The sequence below is a fragment of the Paraburkholderia caffeinilytica genome (assembly GCF_003368325.1).
Taxonomy (GTDB): Bacteria; Pseudomonadota; Gammaproteobacteria; order Burkholderiales; family Burkholderiaceae; genus Paraburkholderia; species Paraburkholderia caffeinilytica.
In genome coordinates this window covers 2,857,647-2,879,174 of sequence record NZ_CP031467.1, presented here as the reverse complement: position 1 = coordinate 2,879,174, position 21,528 = coordinate 2,857,647, and the positions used below count along the sequence as shown (strand labels likewise).

19 protein-coding genes are annotated in these 21,528 nt (G+C 61.7%); all 19 read right to left on the bottom strand.

Annotated features, from left to right (window positions below):
* Positions 1-6: 6 nt before the first annotated feature.
* Positions 7-429, bottom strand: coding sequence for a GtrA family protein (locus DSC91_RS29170; RefSeq protein ID WP_115783549.1), 423 nt, complete (start codon positions 427-429; stop codon positions 7-9).
* A gap of 2 nt (positions 430-431) precedes the next feature.
* Positions 432-1,715, bottom strand: a complete 1,284-nt coding sequence (locus DSC91_RS29165) for an NAD(P)/FAD-dependent oxidoreductase (protein WP_115782032.1) — start codon at positions 1,713-1,715, stop codon at positions 432-434.
* A 14-nt stretch (positions 1,716-1,729) separates the two neighbouring features.
* Positions 1,730-2,668 (bottom strand): NAD-dependent epimerase/dehydratase family protein, encoded by a 939-nt coding sequence (locus DSC91_RS29160; protein ID WP_115782031.1) that lies wholly within the window; start codon positions 2,666-2,668, stop codon positions 1,730-1,732.
* Between the two features lie 167 nt (positions 2,669-2,835).
* Positions 2,836-4,491, bottom strand: coding sequence for a hypothetical protein (locus DSC91_RS29155; protein ID WP_162831477.1), 1,656 nt, complete (start codon positions 4,489-4,491; stop codon positions 2,836-2,838).
* An 8-nt stretch (positions 4,492-4,499) separates the two neighbouring features.
* A complete protein-coding gene (locus DSC91_RS29150; RefSeq protein WP_115782029.1) occupies positions 4,500-5,240 on the bottom strand; it encodes an SDR family oxidoreductase in 741 nt (246 codons plus the stop codon).
* Positions 5,237-6,556: an FAD-binding oxidoreductase gene (locus DSC91_RS29145; protein WP_115782028.1), complete on the bottom strand. Its 1,320-nt coding sequence runs from the start codon at positions 6,554-6,556 to the stop codon at positions 5,237-5,239. Before DSC91_RS29145 ends, DSC91_RS29150 begins: the two co-directional genes overlap by 4 nt.
* Positions 6,553-7,977 carry a UbiA family prenyltransferase gene (locus DSC91_RS29140; protein ID WP_115782027.1) on the bottom strand — a complete coding sequence of 475 codons (1,425 nt, stop codon included), beginning with the start codon at positions 7,975-7,977 and terminating at the stop codon, positions 6,553-6,555. The genes DSC91_RS29145 and DSC91_RS29140 overlap by 4 nt, the downstream gene beginning before the upstream one ends.
* A gap of 25 nt (positions 7,978-8,002) precedes the next feature.
* Entirely contained in the window at positions 8,003-9,130 is a 1,128-nt protein-coding gene (locus DSC91_RS29135) for a glycosyltransferase (protein ID WP_115782026.1), read from the bottom strand.
* Positions 9,127-10,383, bottom strand: coding sequence for a glycosyltransferase (locus DSC91_RS29130; RefSeq protein WP_115782025.1), 1,257 nt, complete (start codon positions 10,381-10,383; stop codon positions 9,127-9,129). Before DSC91_RS29130 ends, DSC91_RS29135 begins: the two co-directional genes overlap by 4 nt.
* The gene (wecB, locus tag DSC91_RS29125; protein ID WP_115782024.1) at positions 10,376-11,497 is read right to left on the bottom strand and encodes a non-hydrolyzing UDP-N-acetylglucosamine 2-epimerase; all 1,122 of its coding nucleotides are present in this window, start codon (positions 11,495-11,497) and stop codon (positions 10,376-10,378) included. The genes DSC91_RS29130 and wecB overlap by 8 nt, the downstream gene beginning before the upstream one ends.
* On the bottom strand, positions 11,494-13,074 hold the full coding sequence (locus tag DSC91_RS29120; RefSeq protein WP_115782023.1) for a polysaccharide deacetylase family protein: 1,581 nt from the start codon (positions 13,072-13,074) through the stop codon (positions 11,494-11,496). The genes wecB and DSC91_RS29120 overlap by 4 nt, the downstream gene beginning before the upstream one ends.
* Positions 13,071-14,453: a phenylacetate--CoA ligase family protein gene (locus tag DSC91_RS29115; protein ID WP_115782022.1), complete on the bottom strand. Its 1,383-nt coding sequence runs from the start codon at positions 14,451-14,453 to the stop codon at positions 13,071-13,073. Before DSC91_RS29115 ends, DSC91_RS29120 begins: the two co-directional genes overlap by 4 nt.
* A gap of 212 nt (positions 14,454-14,665) precedes the next feature.
* A complete protein-coding gene (locus tag DSC91_RS29110) occupies positions 14,666-15,442 on the bottom strand; it encodes an ABC transporter ATP-binding protein (RefSeq protein ID WP_115782021.1) in 777 nt (258 codons plus the stop codon).
* A gap of 4 nt (positions 15,443-15,446) precedes the next feature.
* Positions 15,447-16,265, bottom strand: a complete 819-nt coding sequence (locus DSC91_RS29105) for an ABC transporter permease (RefSeq protein ID WP_115782020.1) — start codon at positions 16,263-16,265, stop codon at positions 15,447-15,449.
* A 1-nt stretch (position 16,266) separates the two neighbouring features.
* Positions 16,267-17,682, bottom strand: a complete 1,416-nt coding sequence (locus DSC91_RS29100) for a mannose-1-phosphate guanylyltransferase/mannose-6-phosphate isomerase (protein ID WP_115782019.1) — start codon at positions 17,680-17,682, stop codon at positions 16,267-16,269.
* A gap of 244 nt (positions 17,683-17,926) precedes the next feature.
* Complete coding sequence (gene rfbD, locus DSC91_RS29095; protein WP_115782018.1) at positions 17,927-18,853, bottom strand: dTDP-4-dehydrorhamnose reductase; 927 nt, start codon at positions 18,851-18,853, stop codon at positions 17,927-17,929.
* A 10-nt stretch (positions 18,854-18,863) separates the two neighbouring features.
* Positions 18,864-19,415 (bottom strand): dTDP-4-dehydrorhamnose 3,5-epimerase, encoded by a 552-nt coding sequence (gene rfbC, locus DSC91_RS29090; RefSeq protein WP_115782017.1) that lies wholly within the window; start codon positions 19,413-19,415, stop codon positions 18,864-18,866.
* Positions 19,400-20,293, bottom strand: a complete 894-nt coding sequence (gene rfbA, locus DSC91_RS29085; RefSeq protein WP_115782016.1) for a glucose-1-phosphate thymidylyltransferase RfbA — start codon at positions 20,291-20,293, stop codon at positions 19,400-19,402. Before rfbA ends, rfbC begins: the two co-directional genes overlap by 16 nt.
* Positions 20,294-20,303: 10 nt before the next feature.
* Entirely contained in the window at positions 20,304-21,365 is a 1,062-nt protein-coding gene (rfbB, locus tag DSC91_RS29080; protein ID WP_115782015.1) for a dTDP-glucose 4,6-dehydratase, read from the bottom strand.
* Positions 21,366-21,528 lie beyond the last annotated feature (163 nt).

Genomic DNA, 21,528 nt, shown 5'->3' with positions numbered 1-21,528 from the left:
ACAGCCCTAGTGTGATCGAAACGATAGCTTTTTGTGACCAACGTAGCTGGTAAATACCGGCACGATCACACCCACGAGGTGAGCGATCTCTTTCTTGTGCCACACAACGCCGAGCCAGGGCAGGAGATGAAAAGCCAGCACCACGCTCACCACCCACGTCTGCAACACGGCGACGAGATTCACCAACGTAAAGAACATCGCAGATCGCGACGTGGAGTGAACACTCTCGGTAAAGACGAATAGCTTCGTCAGGATGAAGGCGGTGATCATGCCGGCGATATACGCAAGCACGATCGCCGCCGTAAACGGCATCCAGTTATTGAAGATGATCCGGCTGCCGAAATTCACTCCGGCCGCAACCCCGCCAGCCAGAAGAAACTTGAGGAAACGGGGCGACACCAGTCGCCCCTTCACGGTCCCTGCGGGCATCGTCACAGCATCCTCGCCATCTTTCGCGCCAAACCGATACTTTCGGAAATGCCCCGGTCTTCCGGATAGTAGTAGGACGTATCGGCTACCAGAAGCCCCTTCACCGGCAGTTGAATCGGCGGCAGCCGGTCAAGGAACCCCGGCTCGCAAATCGGCTGTGCGTAACGGTAACGGCTCGCGCGTACATCGATGAAATCGTCGCTGGTCAAAGCCGGATTGATTTTCATCAGATAGCGCTTCACCTTGTCGATGAAAACACTGTCCGCTTCCTGATATTTCGCGTGTTCGCCCGGCATGTAAAAGGGGACGTACACAATATGCTCTCCGAGCGGGCGGAGGTTCGTGTACTCGACGATGCCGGGAATATCCATGTCCGGATCGTTCACGTTCAGCCAGAAGTTCTGTGTCACAGCCTTCTTCAGCTTGGCGATCACACAGACCACCGCCACGTTCTTCATGCTCTTGAACGCGGCCGATATGTCAGCGGGCAAATCCGGAATGACGCGCGGAACATACGGCAATGGAATCGTGCTGATCACCTTGTCGAAGGGCAGCACTTCACCGTTGACCTGCACGCCTTCGACAGCGCCATCTTCGATCACAACTTTCTGTGCGGGCGAACCCAAACGGAACTCTCCGCCGTTTGCTTCGATATAGCGCCGCATGCCTTCGAGCAGCGTATCCGAGCCGCCCTCCAGATAACCAAGCTTCTCGCGGAACAAGTCGTAGCGCGACCGGCCGATGCGGCGAATGCGACTCCAGATCCACGCTGCCGACAAGTTGTACGCATAGTCGTAGAACTTATAGTCGAACAGCCGGCGCCACAACACTTCCCACGCCTCTTCGCCAATCCAGCGCCGAATCCAGCCGGACGCTTCAACGTGGTCGAGCGGACGCCAATCGTCGCGCTTGGTGGACAGGAACGCGTGAAGGCCGTAGCGAATCTTCGCCGTCAGGCTCAGCCCTTTGAACTTGAGCAGCGCGATCGGGTTTCCCCACGCCTGCACATGTCCCTGGTAGTAGTAACCCATCTTGGTCTCAACCCATTTCATCTGGTCTTCGATACCAAGTTCACGCAGCACTTCAAAGAACGCGTGATCGGAGATCGCGTGAAAGTGGTAATAGCGCTCGATCGACAATCCACCGAAATCGAAGCATGCGGCCATACCGCCCACGCGGTCGTCTGCTTCGAATATAACGGGCTTGCGCCCGTCTTTAACCAACTGGTAAGCGACCCCGAGGCCCATGGGGCCCGCGCCCAAAACCGCGATCTTTTCGTCTGTCATCACTATTTCCTGCATCAAAATTCAAGCGCGATCTGGCTGTACACAGGATCGTTGAAGGTCTCGTGCATCGCCTTGGCGAAGGGCGTGGCCTTGATCTGGAATATGCCCTCCCAGTCGATCACCTCGAACTCGTCGCCGGCGGTCAGCGCTTTCAACTGGTCCGCCGTGAAAGGCGGGTTCTTGTCGAACAGCGCGTAAATCTTCAACAGCACATAGAACAGTCCGTACGGGATGCGCACAATCGCACAACCCGCGTTCGTAGCCGCCTTGATTTGCCGAATAATGTCGATGTAATCGACGCGCTCCAACCCCGTGATGTTGAACACCTTGCCGCTGATGCGCGATTCGATGCAACTGATGATCACGTTGCAAAAATCGCCTGCATAGAGCGGCTGACGCATGTAACGCCCGCTCCCGGGAATTGGGAAAACCGGCACGCGCTGCATGAAACGCGAAAGCCAGCCAAGATGTTTGCGGTCAAACCAGCCGAACATGAGTGTCGGGCGCAGCACCACGCATTCAATGCCTGAAGCCAGCACCATCTCTTCCTGCTGCTTCTTGGTGTCGGTATAGAAATCGTCGCCCACGGATTCCACGACAGATGAACTGATGTGCACCGTGTATGGAATCTTAAATTGCTTGATCGCCGCCAACACGTGAGTCGTGGACGTCAAATTGTTGCGAATGAATGGCTCGATCGTCGGGCCGCCAATCTGCGCCTGCAGCATCACGACAACCGCCGCACCGTCAAAATAACGCGCCCAGTCACCCGGCTCAGCCAGATCTGCGTACTCGACGGTGATGTCGGGATGCACGCTGCGCAGGACTTCGATATTGGCCCGATGTTTGTCGAGCACGACCAGGTTCGTATACCCACGCTGCTTGAGACGAGCGACAAGGTTCTGGCCGACGAGGCCGGCGCCGCCTGGGAGAATGATGCGCGTATCGTTCATTGATCTATTTGTTCAGATTACTCGAGTTCAGGTAATGCGCCGCACACGGGCCGGCACATGCTCGCGTCAGATAACGCGACATTGTAAACTTTGCGAAACGCCCCTTCTAAATTGGGGGTGTAGTTCAGATTCATCATCGCTGTCCGGTTGGAACAGTAGCACCCACGTCACTGCGCAGCTTGCTCGGGCACTTTGCCTGTTACCGGCAACGCACAGTAGGTATCCGCGTGTTTCGCCAGGACGCGAATAGTCTTGCCATCGGCGCGGAAAAAACTTGTCCAGCCAACACGGTCGACATTGAGCTTAAGCGCTGTCTCGACATCGGGCCGGCGGCTGCCGACAATCCCATATCCGCGCAACTCGTTTTGCGCATTGACGACAACAACGTCAGTCGGTTGCACCTTCGCATCCCGATCGAAAATCCAGCCGGTGGCCATATACCGCCCCGGCGTGCCGGTCGGCTTGATCGTATCGATCGCGCCATCGCACGAGCGATTCGCCGTTGGTTGCTCCGGCGCACACGGGTAGTCCCGCGTGCATGGCTCAAAGATCGACAAGCCCCGAGCCTGCGCGGCTTGCGCAATCGCCTGAAGTGGCTTGACTCCGGGATACACAGCATATGTCCATTCGCTGTCGTATACGTCCTCGCGTAAGGCAAGTCCGGCCGATTTCAGGGCAAACAACCGATCTTGGTCCGGGCTGAAAGCCGCGGCCTGACACGACAGAACCGCCACCAGCGCCAAAGCAAACAGCCCGGCATTCACCGCCCGAGCCAGCGGCCGCCGAGCGTTGACCCAGAAGTAAAGCAGAAGCGACAACCACGCGAATAGCGACGACGTGGTGTAACGATGCGCAAACGCGGATTCGAGGCCAAAGGGCAAGCGCCCCCCGGCGGTAATGAATGCGCTGCCGCATACAAAAACGGCGAAAGCGAGCAATGCGAGCGCGTGAGTCTCGCGGTTACGCCCGAGCCACAAACCAACCAGTGTCGCGACCACGACAATGGCGCCAGCCAGATATGTCAGCGAGAGCTGCGCAGTCGCGGCCCAAACTGGACCACCAAGGTAAAGCAGCACGTACTCGACCATCTCGATCGGATGATGGTGTACAGAACTCAGCACGCTTCCGTGCGCCGGCGGCGACGCGTAGTGCCTGAAGTAAGCAGCCCACACCACAGCGGTTGCGAGTCCTATCAACGCGACGCGCTGCTTCGACAGACCGATGTAAAGTGAAAGAGCGAGCAGCACCGGCAGCACCAACAGGCCACTCGCCATCCAGTACGCGGCAAACGCGCCATATAGCAAGGCCAGCAAAAACTGACGGCTTAGTCCGGACGTGTCACGGCTACGCGCCAATGCGTCAAATGCCAGCATCGCAAACAGATAGGCGCCAAACCACTGATTCTCAAACCCCCAGGTCAGGTTCTCATCCTGCATCCAGGAGAAGGCCATCGTTGCGATGACGCCAGCAAGTGCAACCCCTTCGGTCCAGGTCACGCGCCTACCGCGCGATGCGATGCGGCTCACGGTTACTGCCAGAGCCCCAAGCAGGACAAGATTCGCCACGAGGTTGATGACATTACGCCCGCCGAACCATCGAATGTCCGTCCAGAAAATCAGCCGTGGCAACAGCAACCTATGTTCGTTGTGTTGCTCCCACAGTACGAACCATTGGTGGTCTGCGAAGCGCATGTACCCCGCCAGGGCACCATCCCACTGGTCCCAGTACGGCACGGGCGAATAGCTTCCCACCACGCCGACAACACAACTGACAACGACGAACAAGCCACAGAGCCCAAGCACCCACGCGGCAGCCGTCGTCAAACGCCCTCTCACAACGACGCCCTCTTAAACAGGAACCCCGGCACCGACCGGATGATCAACATGATCCCCGACCAGAACCACGGCGTATAAATCGAATCCTTCTTCTTCTCGACTGCACGGACAATATCGTTCGCGACACGCTCAGGCGTGGCGACCAGCGGCCCAGGCAACGGCATGCCGGCCGTCATCGGCGTATCCACGAACCCCGGCTTGATGGTCAGCACGTGCACGCCCGACTTGAACAGCCTCGCGCGCAAGCCTTCGCAGAAAGTCGACACCGCAGCCTTCGCGGTCCCGTAGACATAGTTCGAAGGCCGTCCCCGATCCCCTGCCACCGACGAAATCACCGCAATCACGCCGCTCTTCGCGCTTTCCATGACATTCGCCAGCGGCGTCAGCAACGCGATGACCGACAGCCCATTGGTGGACAGTTCGCGCAATGCAACCTTCACGTCCTGTTCGCAAGCCTTCTGATCGGACAAGGTTCCGTGCGCGATCAACGCGACATCGATACCGCCCAGCGTGCCCACGCAGGCATCGAGCATCGCTTGATGAGCATCGAAGTCGTTCATGTCCAGCACGTGGCTCGTCGCCGCCTTGGCGCCGCGCGCCACGAGATCCGCGGCAATCTGTTCCAGGCGTTCCGCCTGCCGGCCGACGAGAAACAGCGTCGCGCCTTCGGACGCCCAACGGCGCGCGCAGGCGATGGCAATGGCGGAAGTTGCGCCGACTATCAGGACTTTTTTCATGTTTGTGTTGTTCGTTGCCAAAAACGGGACATCAACGCGGGATCGCGCAATGCCTCCAACTGACGCCACGCCGGATACGCGAGCTGGAAATCGCTCGCCGACATATGGGCGTCCTTCGCCGGGTACAAGCGTCCGCCGGCTTCCCGGACAATCGCGTCGAGTCGCTCGAACAGCCGGCGATTGCTTTCATCGTGCTGCGGAAAATCCAGCGCGAGCGACGCCCCTTCCATCGGAAAAGACAACAGGCCCGGCGAGACCGCATCGCCGCAGCGCTTGAGCACGGCGAGAAAAGAGCCCGTACCGCTTTCCCCGATTGCCTCCAGAATGGCATGCATGGCGTCGCGGGAATGAACCTGGGGCAGCACGCATTGATACTGTTGAAACCCGCGCTTGCCGTAAATCCGGTGCCATTCAAGCAGGCTGTCGAGCGGATAGAAGTAGCTGTCGTAGTCGACTTCGCTTTGCACCGTTTTCTGCTGCTGACGGTTGTAGTACAGCGTATTGAATGCGCGCAGCGTCAGCGGGTTGATGAGCGAGATCGGCGGCGTGATCGGCACGGCGCGCTTCTTCTTGACCGGTAGCTGCAGACCGCCCTGCTCCGCATGGTCGCCGACCATGAAGATGCCGCGTCCGAGCGACGACCCACGGCTCAGGCAATCGATCCATGCCACGCTGTACTCGTGCTTGCTGTCGAGCTCTTCCGACAACGCAAAGAACTCGTCGAGATTGCCAAAGCGGATGCTCGTCACCGACACGCGACTCGAGCGAATCGGCATCAGCTGTATTTCCACCCAGGCGATCACACCGGTGAGCCCGAGGCCGCCGATCGTTGCGGCGAAGAACTCGGCATTCTCCTCCCGCGAGCATTCAAACGCCTCGCGCTCCGAACGCAGCAATGCAAAGCGGCGCACATGACGGCCGAACGTGCCCCGCACGTGATGGTTCTTGCCGTGCACGTCGTTGGCGACCGCGCCGCCCAGCGTGACGTATTTTGTGCCCGGTGTGACAGGCAGCATCCAGCCGCGCGGAACCGCGATTTGCAGAATGTCGTCGAGCGTCGCACCGGCTTCCGCGCGCACCACGCCGGTTTGCCAGTCAGCCGCGATAAAGCGATCGAGTGGCCGCGTATGCACGACCTGATCGCTCGCAGCAAGGCAACTGTCGCCGTAGCTGCGGCCATTGCCATAGGCCAGCGTCGTGCCGTTGGCGCCTGCCACCTGCTCCCAGACCGGTTGCAGACGGTCGCGCCATACCACGGGATGGCCCGCCTGCGGATGATCTGGGTAACGCCCCCAGGACTTGAGCGGCTTCGTCATATGGCGAACCAGAACACCAGACCCATTAGCGCCACGGTCATCAAACTCGTGCGGTCTTTGGCGGCGAACACCACCGGGTCGTCATGCATCAGCCCGCGGTGCGTGATGAGCCACGTGCGGCTGATCCAGTAGAGCAACAACGGACACGCCAGCCAGATCACTTGCGGGTGACTGTAAAGATGCGTCGTCTTCGAGTCCTGAATGTAGAGCGCGAGCACCAGCACCGAAAGATAACCGGAGGCGGCGCCGAGCGACGAGATCATCGACAGGTCGTCGGCCACGTAGCCGCGCCCGCGCGCTTTCGCGCCGCCTGCAGCGCGCGTCGCGTGTAGTTCGGCATAGCGCTTCACCAACGCGAGGCTCAAAAACAGAAACATCGAAAAGCCCAGCAACCAGAACGTCAGGGTCATCCGGAACGCCGCAGTCCCGGCGATGATGCGCGCGGTGTAAAGCATTGCCAGCACCACGACATCGAGAATCACGCGGCGCTTGAGCACAAACGAATACAACATCGTCAGGACGTAATAGCCTGCAAGCACGGCGGCAAACCGCCAGGGCAGCAAGATCAGCGCACCCGCGAACGCCCCGATCGCGAGGACCGGAAACGCCACCATGCCCCAGACGATCGACAACGAACCCGAGGCGAACGGCCGTCGCCGCTTGGTCGGATGATGCCGGTCGTCGTCGAGATCGAGCAGGTCGTTGAGCAGATAGACACTCGACGCGCAGAAACCAAACAGCACGAACGCCAGCACGCCACGCAGGTCGAGTTCCAGCGACGATACTTGATGCGACGCCAGCAGCGGGATGAAGATCAGCAGGTTCTTGAGCCACTGGTGCACGCGCAGCGCTTTGAGCCACACGCGCAGCGGATTCTTGCGGGTCTGCAGCACGCTCTCGACGTTGCCGATTTTCTGCGCGCGCCGCGCTACGCCGGGCGAGGGATTCACCACATAGGCGCGCTCAGCCGCTTCCCAGACCGCGATATCGTCGTGTGAGTTGCCAGCGTAATCGAAACCCTTGTTGCCGAACTCGCGCACCAGCGCATCGCGCTTGCGGCCTGACGACAGATTGACCTTGCCGTCGGTGGCAAGCGTCTTGTCGAACAAGCCGAGATGACCGGAGATCGCTTCGGCGTAGCGGGCGTCGCTGGCGGTGGCGAGCACCAGCGAGCGGCCGGCCGCACGCTCGCGCTTGAGCCACTCGATCACTTTCGGGTCATAGGGCAAGGTCGAGACGTCGACGTGCGTAGCTGCGGCAAGCTTTGCCTTGAGGTGCGCCTTGCCACCTTGAGCAATCCAGACCAACGGACGATAAAAGCGCAACGGATTCGCCTTCAGATAGGCAAAGCCCGTCTCGATCAGCATATCCGATCGTATCAGCGTGCCGTCCAGATCTACCGCCAGTGTTTTCCATTGCATTTCGCTAATCCTTCCCCTCGCCGCGTCACGCGACTTCCCGGTATAGCGCACTATATGCTTTGCCCAGCGCCGCGCCCGAAAACAGCGTTTCGTATCGCTCACGAGCAGCGCTTCCCATCGCCGCCGCTACCGCATCGTCGCTCAGCAGCACATTCATTGCGCCTGCCAGTTCTTTTGATTGTTCCGGCGCGACGACAAAACCCGTCACACCGTGTTGATTGACGTAGGACGTTCCGGATCCCACTTCGCAGCACACCATCGGCTTGCCGAACATGGCTGCCTCCGCCAGCACCATGCCGAATGCTTCGGAGCGCAAGTGCGACGGCAATACCATCGCGCGGCATCCCTTGAGCAGGGCGACCTTTTCTTCGTGCGTCACCTGTCCGGCAAAAACGACGTTGGTCGCGCCCGTTTGCTGCGCCAACGCCGCCAGGCGCTCCCGTTCCGGACCGGAGCCCGCAATCACGATTTTCGCATTCACGTGGCTCGCAGCCTCGATCAGCGTGTGCAGGCCCTTGTAATAGCGCAGCACGCCGAGGGCGAGAAAATACGGTTCGCCGGCTGCAAGACCGAGACGGTTGGCCAGGTCGCGCTGCGCATTCACGGGATGCGGCTCGTCGCGGTAATCGATGATGCCGAGCGGAATGGTCTTCAGCCGTTCCTTCGTCACGCATTCCGTCAGCGCCTCGCTGGTTTGCGCATAGGCAGGCGAGGTCGCCACCACTGCGGACATGCTGCGCAGCGTGCGCCGCATCAACGGCCCGTAGACAGCGCCCAGCGCCTTCTGCCGCACGATATCCGAGTGATATGTCATTACGGTCGGTTTTTTCGTCCGACCCAGCAGATGCAGCACATCGGCGAATGGCCACGGAAAATGGAAATGCACGACGTCGGCCCAGTCGGCCATCTGCCGATACTTCATCAACGCGCCCGGGCCGCCGAGATCGCACGAGGCCGGCGCCGCCCAGGACTTGGCGCGGATGACGCGCCCCTCGGGATAGTCGATCTCGGTTGGCGCGGGTGTCGGCGACAAAGTCAGAATGCGTGGCTCGACACCGCACGCGCGCGTCGACAGTGCAATCTGGCGAATCGCTTCCTGCAAGCCGCCTGGCGGATCGGGGAAATAAGTACGGTAAACATGAACCACTTTCACGTGCGCACCTCCGCGTCGTGAAGCGGTTGCACGTTGCCGCTGCCCGATTCACGGCCGCTGAAAGTGATTTGCAGCATCTTGTCCAAGCGGCGCTCCCACGTATTCTCGCCCACCGCCGCACGCGCCTCATCCGCGCTCAGCTTGCCGCGCGCAAGCTGTTTCTCGATCGCGGCGATAAAGGCGCCGAGGTCGCCCCCTACTTCGAGACCCGCACGCGGCTCTTTCGCAAAATCCAACGGGGTCGACACCACCGGCAAACCCGCTGCGAGGAACTCATAAAACTTCATGGGGAACATCGAACGCGTGTATTCGTTCAGCAAGGTCGGCAGTACACCGACCTGCATGCCGCGCATATAGCGCGGCAAACTCTGGTAGCTCCGATAGCCGAGCAGATGCACGTTCGGCAAGCGCGCCAGTTGCGCGAGCAATTCGCTGCGCTGCCCTTCGCGCTCCTCGCCGATGATGACCCATTGCCAGTGCGGCCGGGCCTGCGCGGTCTGCAGGAGCAGCGGGAAGTTGACCTTGAAGTCGGACAGCACGCCGTGATACACCAGCCGCGGCTCGGGAATCGCGGCAAGCTCGGGCGGCAGCGCTCCATCGGCACGTGCCTCGCCGAAGTGCGTGTCGTCCACCACGTTGCCGAAAAAATGCGTGTTGGGGTTAAACGGCTGGCACGTTTCCTTCAACGACATCGCCGTCGTGAAGACCGCCTCGCAGCGCCCGAGCAGCGCTTGCTGCGCGTTGCGGAACGCGTCCACGTCGACACCGGGAATCGCCGCGATATCGTCGACGCAGTGATACACCAGCGGCCCGCGAGGCAGCGCCGCAATCGCGTCGAGCATGTACGGGTGATAGGTCCAGACGACCGGATCCCTGAAGCGCCGCGACTTCGCGAAACGGGTCACGGAAAAGCGCAGCAACGCCTGGTTCAGCGAGCGCACGAGCGGCAGGTGATGCCCGGCCGGCACCATCAACGGCGACAGCACCCAGATGTTCTCAGCGCGCCGCGGCGGCCCCAGCACGAGCGATTGCACGCCACGCCACAGACGACGCCACAAGCGGGCCCAGTCGCGCCCGCTGCCGACTTTGGGCGAACGGAAACCGACGCTCTCCACGTAAAGCACGCGCCAGCCGCGTGCGGCCAGAATGCTCGCCGTGTGCTGCTTGTTGGTCCAATAGGGTTCATCCCAATCGGCGGTCGAAAACAACACGCAGTCCCGCGCGGCAAACGCCGTGTCCTTGCCTTCAACCACTGAACACCTCGACCGGCCGGCCCAGCAGACTGTCGAGAATACGCTGCGAGGCCAGTCCGTCGCCGTAAGGGTTCGCGCGATTACGCAGCGCCTCGCGGCGCGCCGGATCGTCGAGCCAGCCAATCACCGCGCGTTCGATACTCTCCGACGCCTGACCGGCCAGCGTCGCAAAACCGGCATCCACGCCTTCGCGCCGCTCGGTGTGATTGCGCATCACGACCACCGGCACGCCGAAAGTGGGCGCTTCTTCCTGAATGCCGCCGGAGTCGCTGACAACGACCGCGCTGCCGCTGATCAGATAGAGACTGGTCGGATAATCGACCGGCTCGATCAAGGCAAGGTTCGGGATGCCGTTCAGTTCGCGCAGCACGGGCTCGCGCACAGCGGGATTCAGGTGCACCGGGAAAATCCAGCGGTAGTCGCCATAGCGCTGGCACAGGTCGCGCAGCACGCGGCAAATGTCCTGCAACACGTCGCCGAAATTTTCGCGCCGATGACAGGTGACGAGGATGTGCTGCTGCTCGGCACCCGTCCACGGCGGCAGCGGACTATCCGGCGGCGCCGCGTCCCAGCTCCGGCGCACAGCGGCAATGGCATCCACCACCGTATTGCCGGTGACGACGATTTTTTCCGCGGCAACGCCTTCGCTCAACAGGTTCTCACGCGCAAGCTCGGTTGGCGCGAAATGCAGTGTGGTGATGCGGCTCAGCAGGCTGCGATTCGCTTCTTCGGGGAACGGGCTTGCCAGATCGCCGGTGCGCAATCCGGCTTCGACGTGGCCCACGGGAATGCCGCGATGAAAGGCCGCGAGACCCGCGCAAAACGCCGTCGTCGTGTCGCCTTGCACGATCACCCAGTCCGGGCGCACTTGCTCCAGCGCACGATCGAGCGCGGATAAAAGACGCGAGGACAATGCGTTCAGCGATTGCCCCGGACTCATCGTATCGAGCGTGATGTCCGGTTCGATGCCGAAGAACGCGAGCGCCTGCGCAGCCATGTCCTTATGCTGACCGCTCGCGCAGACGACGGTGTCGACCTCGGCACGCAAGGCCCGCACCACGGGCGCCAGCTTGATGACCTCGGGCCGCGTGCCCATTACCACCATGACTTTCATTGCAATGGCTTCCCTGCCTCGACCTGCACGTGAGCGCCGCGAAACTCGACGCCCAGCGTCAACGGCGAGACGCCATTCGACGGCGTCAGGACGCGGAACGTACCGCCCTCTTCGATCACCTGGGTCAGCGACCTGAACTTCAGAAAATCGAGCGCCGCTTCCTCGTGCATGAAGAGCGGTTTTCGCGCCTTGCTTCTGATGTACGCGATGAATTTCTCGTGAGCATCGATACGCAATGCCTCATCCGGCCAGCCATAGGCGTAGCGTTCGGAGAACGGGTGGTCGAGATAGCCGAACAGCGTGTTGGTCGCGTAGGCGTAGTCGAAGGCCTGCTTGAAAACGGCAAGCTTGTCGCCCTCGTTGAGCATGCATTCGCCGTGCAGCATGCACTGCTGGCTATGTCCGATGAAGCCTGCCGGCAAGCCGGCCAACGCGCCGCCACGCGCCGTCAGGAACTCCGGATCGTTGCGGATGATTCCGCCGACGCAACCGTCATAACCGGCATCGGCCAGGCCGCGCATCGCATACGGTGGCGACTGGTGAAACGGCGATACGGCGTAACGCACCGGGACGCCCGTCACCGCTTCGAGCAAGGCCGCCGAATGCGCGCCTTCCGCTTGGGCGCTTTCATAGCTGCCACCCCAGTTCGGCGCATGGGTTGCGGTGTGCGACAGCACCGCGCCCTGCTGCCTGTCAGCGAGCAGTTCACGAAGAATGCCGTGATGCTCCGTGCGATCCAGGTTCTGCGTGTGAACCGCCAGCGTGAAAGGCACACCCAGGCGCCGATAGCGTTCCCACAGCGGACGCGCCGATTCGACGTCTTCGTCGCAATCGAGCCGCGACGTGATCGCCGCGTCGTAACCCCACGGCAACTCGCTCAGCACCGGCTGACACGGCAACGCGTCCGAACGGTAGCCCGACAGAAAATTCTCGACCATGCGCCATTCGAACGAGTCGCACGGGCCGACTGCGCGGTTGAACCACAGCACACTCGATGCACCGGTATCCCACAGCGCGGCATACGAAAACTGTCGCTCGCCGTCTACGACGACCGCCGCGAGTTCCGCTTCGGCCGGCACCTGGGCTGCTTGCGCGACCGCCCAGATCGAGCCGTCGCCGCGAATCGCGCCATAGCCGAGGTTGTTCCACTCGTCGGTGAAGTCGAAACGCTCGAACGGACGGTGCCAAGGCTGGCCGCCCAGTGCCTGCGTCAACGCGCTATAGCGCACCACGGCGGCGCTCTCGCGCGTTTCGCCCGCCGGCGCCGATGCACTGCGGCTCGCACTCGCCAACCCGGCCGGCACGTCCGCCGGCTGATAGCGCAGATAGTCCGCGAGCGCTACCGGCATCCGGCCGAATACGACGAGCTTGCGGGGCCGCGCGGTCAACCAGGCGATCAGGTCCGCACTCCAGCCGTCCGGCGCGTCGACCGCAACGACCACATCCGGCGCCGCGATCGAGCGCAATGTGCTGCGCGAGATCGGTTGCGCCTGCGTGGCACTGACGGAGCGCTGCACGGCGGCCAACGCATACTGGCCGGCTTCCGCTGCCGCGTCTGAGAAGAGAATCCCGATCATGCAGTGACCACGTGACGAAATTTGGCCCGGCTGCCGACACGCACCAGATCGTCGTGTCCGACATAGGCGATCGTGAAGGCGTCCTGCCAGAAGTGACGCAGCTTGTTGGTCGTTTCTTCCGCGTTCGACGTCGGTTCAAGCACGATTCGCAAGGTCGGCGGCGTGGTTCGCAGATCGATCTGGAACTCCTGAATCCCGCCGACGCGATGGTCGAGCATGTCCTGAATATGGTGTGTCGGGTGCGCGACGCCGTTGATCGGCACGACGTCGTGAATCCGCCCGACCACATCCGTCAGGAAGAATCCCTTTTCGGTCTCCTGCACGCGCGCGAGGTCGCCCGTTGCGTAGCGGATCAACGGCATCAAGCGGTTGCGGAAACCCGTGAATACGAGCTCATGCGCGCCATCGGGATTGCCTTCCGATACGCGGCTTTCCGGCCACCCTTCGGATTCGAGAATCTGGAAGCCGCCTTCGTGGCCGTCGAGTTCGTAGGCCATCACGCCGAGCTCAGCGAGACCGTAGCGATCGATCACGCGGCACCGCAACGCCTTCGCGATCATGTCGCGGGCGTGCGGCTCGAGCAATTCGCCGCTCGACTCGAACACCGCGAACGCTTTGCCGCCGCCGTACTTGCGCTGCACGTAGCACGCAAGCGCATACATGGTCGACGGATGCGAGTGCGCGAGGTAAGGCTTGCGACGCTTGAGCGTCTGCCACATTTCTTCGAGACCCTGATCGTCGATCCGGTCGAAGAAAATGTTGCTGCGATTCATCGCGAAGCATTTGAAGTCTTCGCGCGACGGCCATTCAGGCACCACCTGATCCGGGAAACGGCAGGCAAAGTGAAGTTCCGAACGATGGCGCAGCTTGCCGATCCGTTCGCGCGCGTAGAACGTGACCGCCGACGAATAGTCCGCGCCTTCCTGGTCGTAGTAGATCGTGGTCGACAGTCCCGTCGAGCCGCCGGTCTTGCACACGTGATGGCGGCCCGCTTCAAGCGGGATCGACAGCATGCGCGGCCCCTGCTCGCGGATGATGTCCTTGGTCAGATACGGAAGCTCTTCCAGATACCGTGGGTCCTGCCTGACCTTGGCCGGATCGAACTGCTTCGCCTGGAACAGGTCGCGGTAATACGGCACCTGCGCACCGGCGAATTCGAGGATGCCGGCCAGCCGCTCCAGCGCGATGCGGCGACGGTGCGGCATCGGCAACGTATAGTGCTGCCGCAGCTCTTCGATCTTCGGACGCACGCTGCGCTTTTCGCGACTCTCCGCGATCGGATACGCAATGTAGCCGCCCGCGAAACCCTTTAACGTGCGAAACGGCTGGCGCACCAGCAGGGACTCGGAATACCGCAGAAATGGATGGTTAGCTCGCATGAGTTCGAACCTTGTTGCGCCTGTGTGGCTCCCGCCGAACGCGCCACGGGAGGTCCGCAGGTGCGTTCAGTGGCACTAATGTCACTGTTGTATTGGGCGCGAAGCCTGTCTACGGGCCGAAGCCCGGCACCCGCATCACACTGATCTGAATGGTCACACCGGGCAGTGCCGTGGTCGTGCGACCGGTTCAGGCATGCCCGCCGCTCGCGGCGTTAGTGCGGTATCCGCGCAGTGTCGCTAATCATTGGCCCCTCGCTGACTTCCGGTGCGATCACCGGTTCGTCGGAGACCATCTTGCCGTGCTCCATGGAAATCTTGCGATTGCACACGCGCGCCACCAGATTCGGATCGTGGGAAGCCACGACCAGCAGCGCCGCCTTGCCCACCAGGCTCTCGAGACGTTCGGCCGCCCGGACGCTGAACTCCGCGTCGCCCACGCTCAGCCACTCGTCCATGATCAGGATGTCGGCTTCGACGCTGGTCGAAATCGCGAATGCAAGACGCAGCATCATCCCGCTCGAATAGGTGCGCACCGGCAGATTCAGGTAATCGCCCAACTGGCTGAAATCGGCGATTTCGTCGATCTTGCTGCGGATACGCGCCGGCTTCAGGCCGTCGAGAATGCCGCGCAGATAGATGTTTTCGAAGCCGGTTGCATCGGGGTCGAGGCCCATCGACACGTCCAGCAGCGAAGCAATCTTGCCCTGCACCTTGAGCTCGCCGCGCACCGGCGCGTACACGCCCGAGAGCGTGCGCAACAAGGTTGTCTTGCCCGAGCCGTTGTGGCCGATCAGACCGACGCGCTCGCCTTCGGTGAAGCTGAAGCTCAGGTCGTCGATCGCCTTGACGATCGCATGACGACCGGCGTCCTGGCCGATCCGGCCACCCGTCGTGAGATTGAGCACCGCCTTTTTCAACGAGCGATGGGAGTTCTCGTAGATCGGAAATTCGACGGAGATGTTACGAGCAACAATCGATGAAGAACTCACAATATCAAAGCCAGTAAGGAACGCGATTACGGAAACGTTTCATCAGGAATTGCGCGAAGGCAAAACCGACGATCAACAGACCGATCGACCACGCCCACGACTGCCAATGCGTCGGACGTCCGGTCAGCGGCGCACGCACCGTTTCGATCAGGTGATAAAGCGGGTTGTATTCGGCGACCCACGCACGGTCCTTCAGGATTTCAGGGGACCACATCACAGGCGTGAAGAAGAACACGACCTGGATCAGGTTGGCGACGATCGGCGGAATGTCGCGAAAGCGCGCGCACAACACGCCGAGCGTCACGCCGAGCCACACGCCGTGCAGCAGCAGAATGGCGAGCGCGAACGGCACCAGCAGAAATTCCCAGCCCGGCCAACGCCCGAAGATGAGCAGCAGCACCACGACCACCGGCAAGCTGTGCAACAGGATCACAAAATTGCGCCACGCAATGCGACATACGTGCACGGTAAGCGGCAAACGGATCTGCTTGATCAGGTAGGCGGCGCCGATAAAGGCAATACAGCCCTCGTTGGCGACCGAGGCCAGATAGGCCCACACGACCAGGCCCACTGCGAGGTACGGAAGATAGCTGGAGATTTCCTGATGCAGCAAGGTGGAATACAGCGCGCCCAGCACCACCACCATGATGATCGTGCTCAACGTAAACCAGAACGGCCCGAGCACCGAACGGCGATACCGTTGCCGGATATCGTGCCAGCCCAGCGTACCCCACACCCGCGCCGCCTTCATGCCAACGATCAGATCGTCGCTTTCATTGTGACGAGTCAGATCTTCTGAATCGTTGCTAAAACTAATATCCATCTCAAGTACGTCCGTAAATGTCTTCAAAGCGGACGATGTCGTCTTCGCCCAGATATTCGCCGCTCTGCACTTCGATCATCACGAGCTCGACCACGCCCGGGTTCTCGAGGCGATGCTTGTGGCCCGCCGGGATGTAGGTGGACTCATTGGTCGACACGAAGAACTCCTTCTCTCCGTTCACGACCTTGGCCATGCCGCTGACCACGACCCAATGCTCGTTGCGGTGGTGATGCATCTGCAAGCTGAGACTCGCGCCCGGTTTGACTTCGATGCGTTTGATCTTGAAGCGGGGGCCTTCTTCAAGCACTGAGTAAGTGCCCCAGGGCCGGTGCACCGTGCGATGCACCTTATAGGTTTCGTGACCGCGCGACTTCAGTTCGGCGAAGATCTGCTTCACGTCCTGAGCCCGGTCTTTGTGCGCGATGAGCAGTGCATCCGGCGTGTCGATCACGATCAGATTCTCGACGCCCACCGCGCCGATCAAGCGCTCGCCGCCGCGCAGATAGGAGTTCTTGACGTCGAGCAGCAACGCTTCGCCTTCCACCCGGTTGCCGCTGACGTCCGCCGGCGAGAGGTCGCTGAGCGCCGTCCACGAACCGACGTCCGTCCAGCCGATGTCGCAGCGAACCACCGCGGCCTGCTGGCACTTCTCCATGACCGCATAGTCGAACGAGACGTCCGGCACTGCGCCAAAGGAGCCCGGTTCGAGACGGACCTGAGCACCGGCCTGACCCTCGGCGGAGGGCGACTTCTCCATGCACTCGGCAGCCGCGCTGAGAATCTCGGGGCAGTGCTGCCGCATTTCCTTCAGGATCGTGCCCGCCGTGAAGCAGAACATGCCCGAGTTCCACACGAACTTGCCCGAGGCGAGATACTCGCGGGCCTTCTCGAGCGACGGCTTTTCGACAAAGCGCACGACCTTGTCGCCGTCCGCCTCGATGTAGCCGTAGCCGGTTTCGGGCGTGTCCGGATGCATGCCGAAGGTCACCACCTTGCCTGCCAGCGCAAGCTTCTGCGCAGCCGCGACAGCCGCGCCGAACGCCTGCTGGTCGGCAATCAGGTGATCGGCGGCCAGCACCAGCATGACCGTCTGGTCGCCGTGCACTTTCGCCGTATGCAACGCCGCGGTGGCAACCGCCGCAGCCGTGTTGCGGCCGAACGGTTCGAGAATGAACGAGGTTGCACAGCCTTTCGCGTTCACCTCGCGGAAATCGTCTTCGGTCTTGAAGAACAGATCGCGGTTCGTTACCGTGAGCACTTCCTTCACGCCCGGCAGGGCGACCGCGCGCAAGAACGCCTTTTGCAGCAGGCTTTCGCCATCCGCGAGACGGATGAACGGTTTCGGATGCGACTCGCGCGAGACCGGCCATAGTCTCGAACCCGCCCCGCCACAAAGAATGATCGGCAACAAACTCACAGAGTCCCCTCAGTACCGTATTTATTACGGGAGTGCCATGACCGTGAAGTCAGCACAACCCCAAAATCAATGGGCCGTGCGACGATCCACGCGCCCTGAACATTGACGCGCCTGACCCGGATACAGGGCCGGCGCGAGTCTTCCAGACCGAACAATATTCTACCCCCGCACCCTTTCACTATCGTCAGACAGCCAAGGCGCCACGCCGTCAGGCGAGCTTCGCGCGGGGGGTGCGTGCTATGCGTCAGGAACGGGCGGCGGGCGACCGTGGAAAAGCGTCGGTCAGGCACAGCTTCAAGGCATCGCGCCAATGCGGCGCGGCCAGCCCGAACACCTGTGCCAGCTTCTCGTTCGACATGCGTGAATTGGACGGACGCTTTGCCGGCGTCGGATAGTCGGACGCCGGAATCGGCAGCGCCTTCGGGCGGTTCGGCAGATCCGCGAGTTCGAAAATGGCCGACGCGAAGCCGTGCCACGAAGTCGCATCGCCGGCGCACAGGTGATAGATGCCCGAGCGTTCGCTCCACCACGCAGCGCTGTCTTCCGCGGCGAAAGCCTGCGCGCTCAGATGCGCGCTCAGCGTCGCGATCGTGTTGCTCCAGGTCGGCGCGCCGAACTGATCGGCAACGACCTTCAACTCGGGCCGGTCAGCGCCAAGACGCAGCATGGTGAGCAGAAAATTCTTGCCGCGGGTGCCGTACACCCAGCTCGTACGAAGCACCAGATGATTCACGCCGGTCGCGGCGATCGCCTGCTCGCCCGCGAGCTTGGTGCGGCCATACGCGTTCTGCGGATCCGTGGGATCGTCTTCGACGTAAGCGCCGTCTTTCTCGCCGCTGAACACGTAGTCGGTCGAATAGTGAATCAATGCTGCGCCGAGTTTTTTCGCTTCTTCGGCCAGCACGCCCGGCGCTTCGCCGTTGATGCGCATGGCGAGATCGAATTCCTCTTCTGCCTTGTCGACCGCGGTGTAGGCCGCCGGGTTGACGATCAGCGCGGGCCGTACCTCGCGAACAACGGCACGGACCTGATCCAGATTCGACAGATCCAGCGTGGCGCGATCAACCGCGACCACGTTGCCGAGCCCCTGCAGCGTACGCGCGAGCTCGAAGCCAACCTGGCCGTTCACACCGGTGACGAGAATCGTCCGCGTGGCATCATGTGCGCTCATTCAGGCCCCCTCAGGCGAAGACTTCAGCATCGGCAAGGCGCTTGCCTGCCGCGTCCTTCGCGGCCAGCAGCGGCTCGAAGTCGATCGGCCACTCGATGCCGACCGCCGGATCGTTCCAGACGATGCTGCGTTCGTGCTCGGGGAACCAGTAGTCGGTGGTCTTGTAGAGGAACTGCGCCGATTCGGACAACACGACAAAGCCGTGCGCGAAACCCGGCGGCACCCACAACTGCCGATGGTTCTCCACCGAGAGCGTCACCCCCACCCACCTGCCGAAATTCGGCGAGCTCCTGCGGATGTCGACCGCAACGTCGAACACTTCCCCTTCCACCACGCGCACGAGCTTGCCCTGCGCATGCTGGATCTGGTAGTGCAGGCCGCGCAGCACGCCTTTCGCCGAACGCGAATGGTTGTCCTGCACGAACGTGACGTCCTGCTCCACGTGCTCCGCGAACTCCACCGCATTGAAGCTTTCGTAGAAATAGCCCCGTGCATCGCCGAACACCTTCGGCTCGATGATCTTGACTTCCGGCAGCGCCGTAGCGGTTACTTGGATGGCCATGCCACTTGGTCCGTAAGAATGTTTTGCAGATACTGCCCGTAGGCGTTCTTCGCGAGCGGCCTGGCAAGCGCGAGCAGTTGCTCACCGTCGATCCACGCCTGGCGGTAGGCAATCTCTTCCGGACACGCCACCACCAGACCCTGGCGTTTCTGCAGCGTGGCGATGAACGTCGCGGCTTCGATCAGCGAATCGTGCGTGCCCGTGTCGAGCCACGCATAACCGCGCCCCATGATCTCGACATTGAGCGCGGCGTTGGCCAGATAACGCGAGTTGACGTCGGTGATTTCGAGCTCGCCGCGCGGCGACGGCTTGATGTCCGCCGCGATATCGCAGACCTGTTTGTCGTAGAAGTACAAACCGGTCACGGCGTAATTCGAGCGCGGCTTGAGCGGCTTCTCCTCGATCGACAACGCGCGGAACTGCTTGTCGAATTCGACCACGCCATAGCGCTCCGGATCGTGCACGTGATAGGCGAAGACGGTCGCGCCCTCGTCCTGCCCGTTCGCGCGTTCGAGCTGCTTCGCGAGATCGTGGCCGTAGAAAATGTTGTCGCCGAGAATCAGCGCCGACGGGTCATGACCCACAAAGTCGCGGCCGATGATGAACGCCTGCGCGAGACCGTCCGGCGAGGGCTGAACCGCGTACTGGATGTTCATGCCCCACTGGCTGCCGTCGCCGAGCATGGCTTCGAAGCGCGGCGTATCCTGCGGCGTGGAGATGATCAGCACGTCGCGGATGCCCGCCACCATCAGCGTGGACAGCGGGTAGTAGATCATCGGTTTGTCGTAGACCGGCAGCAACTGCTTGGAGACGACGTGCGTGATCGGATACAGGCGCGTGCCCGATCCGCCCGCGAGAATAATGCCTTTGCGCGCCATTGCCGTGCCCTTACGCGCGCTGCGCGTAGTTGGTCTCAACCCACTTCCGGTATTCACCCGAAGCGACTTCGTCAGACCACGCCTGATTGTCCAGGTACCACTGGACCGTTTTGGCCAGGCCGGTCTCGAACGTCTCGGCCGGTTTCCAGCCGAGTTCGCGCTCGAGCTTGCGGGCGTCGATCGCATAACGGCGGTCGTGGCCCGGACGGTCCTTCACGTAGGTGATCTGGTCGCGGTACGAGGCGCCCGCCTTCGGACGCAACTGGTCGAGCAGGTCGCACAGCGTATGCACGACGTCGAGGTTCTTCTTTTCGTTCCAGCCGCCGATGTTGTACGTTTCGCCCGGCGTGCCGCGCGCGAGCACTTCGCGGATCGCGCTGCAGTGGTCGCCGACATACAGCCAGTCGCGCACGTTCTGACCGTCGCCGTACACCGGCAGCGCCTTGCCGCCGAGCGCGTTGGCGATCATCAGCGGGATCAGCTTCTCGGGGAACTGGTACGGACCGTAATTGTTCGAGCAGTTCGTGGTGAGCACCGGCAGGCCGTACGTGTGATGGTAGGCGCGCACCAGATGGTCGGACCCCGCCTTGGTGGCCGAATAGGGGCTATTCGGCGCGTACGGCGTGGTTTCGGAAAATTGCGGATCGGTAGCGGACAGCGAGCCGAACACTTCGTCGGTCGAGACGTGCAGGAAACGGAACGCGGCCCTGTCGGCCTCGCCGAGCGTATTCCAGTACTGACGGGTGGCTTCGAGCAGCGTGAAGGTGCCGACCACGTTGGTCTGCACGAAATCGGCCGGGCCGTGGATCGAACGGTCCACATGGCTTTCGGCGGCGAAGTGCAGCACGGCGCGCGGCTTGTGTTCGGCGAGGAGCGCATCCATCGCGGCACGATCGCAGATATCGGCCCGCACGAACACATGCCGGGGATTGCCCTGTTGCGACTTGAGCGTACCCAGATTGCCGGCGTAGGTCAGTTTGTCTACATTCAGCACCGCTTCGTCCGACGCATCGAGCCAGTCGAGCACGAAATTGGCGCCGATAAAGCCGGCACCGCCCGTTACCAGGATCATGAATTTCCCTTCTAGATGTTGGCGGCAGATCGGAATCGGTTCACCGATCTACGCACCCCGCGTGGTGGAGTCCGATTTTTGTCGACGCCCGGCGCCGCCCCTCGCACAGCGAGCAGGCGCTCAAACGCCAATCTTATAAAAGGCTGATTATAAAGCCGCGCGG

Coding starts and splice junctions, on each gene's coding strand:
- DSC91_RS29170 (WP_115783549.1), bottom strand. CDS start 429: ATGCCCGCAGGGACCGTGAAGGGGCGACTGGTGTCGCCCCGTTTCCTC.
- DSC91_RS29165 (WP_115782032.1), bottom strand. CDS start 1,715: ATGACAGACGAAAAGATCGCGGTTTTGGGCGCGGGCCCCATGGGCCTC.
- DSC91_RS29160 (WP_115782031.1), bottom strand. CDS start 2,668: ATGAACGATACGCGCATCATTCTCCCAGGCGGCGCCGGCCTCGTCGGC.
- DSC91_RS29150 (WP_115782029.1), bottom strand. CDS start 5,240: ATGAAAAAAGTCCTGATAGTCGGCGCAACTTCCGCCATTGCCATCGCC.
- DSC91_RS29145 (WP_115782028.1), bottom strand. CDS start 6,556: ATGACGAAGCCGCTCAAGTCCTGGGGGCGTTACCCAGATCATCCGCAG.
- DSC91_RS29140 (WP_115782027.1), bottom strand. CDS start 7,977: ATGCAATGGAAAACACTGGCGGTAGATCTGGACGGCACGCTGATACGA.
- wecB (WP_115782024.1), bottom strand. CDS start 11,497: ATGAAAGTCATGGTGGTAATGGGCACGCGGCCCGAGGTCATCAAGCTG.
- DSC91_RS29120 (WP_115782023.1), bottom strand. CDS start 13,074: ATGATCGGGATTCTCTTCTCAGACGCGGCAGCGGAAGCCGGCCAGTAT.
- DSC91_RS29115 (WP_115782022.1), bottom strand. CDS start 14,453: ATGCGAGCTAACCATCCATTTCTGCGGTATTCCGAGTCCCTGCTGGTG.
- DSC91_RS29105 (WP_115782020.1), bottom strand. CDS start 16,265: ATGGATATTAGTTTTAGCAACGATTCAGAAGATCTGACTCGTCACAAT.
- rfbD (WP_115782018.1), bottom strand. CDS start 18,853: ATGAGCGCACATGATGCCACGCGGACGATTCTCGTCACCGGTGTGAAC.
- rfbC (WP_115782017.1), bottom strand. CDS start 19,415: ATGGCCATCCAAGTAACCGCTACGGCGCTGCCGGAAGTCAAGATCATC.
- rfbA (WP_115782016.1), bottom strand. CDS start 20,293: ATGGCGCGCAAAGGCATTATTCTCGCGGGCGGATCGGGCACGCGCCTG.
- rfbB (WP_115782015.1), bottom strand. CDS start 21,365: ATGATCCTGGTAACGGGCGGTGCCGGCTTTATCGGCGCCAATTTCGTG.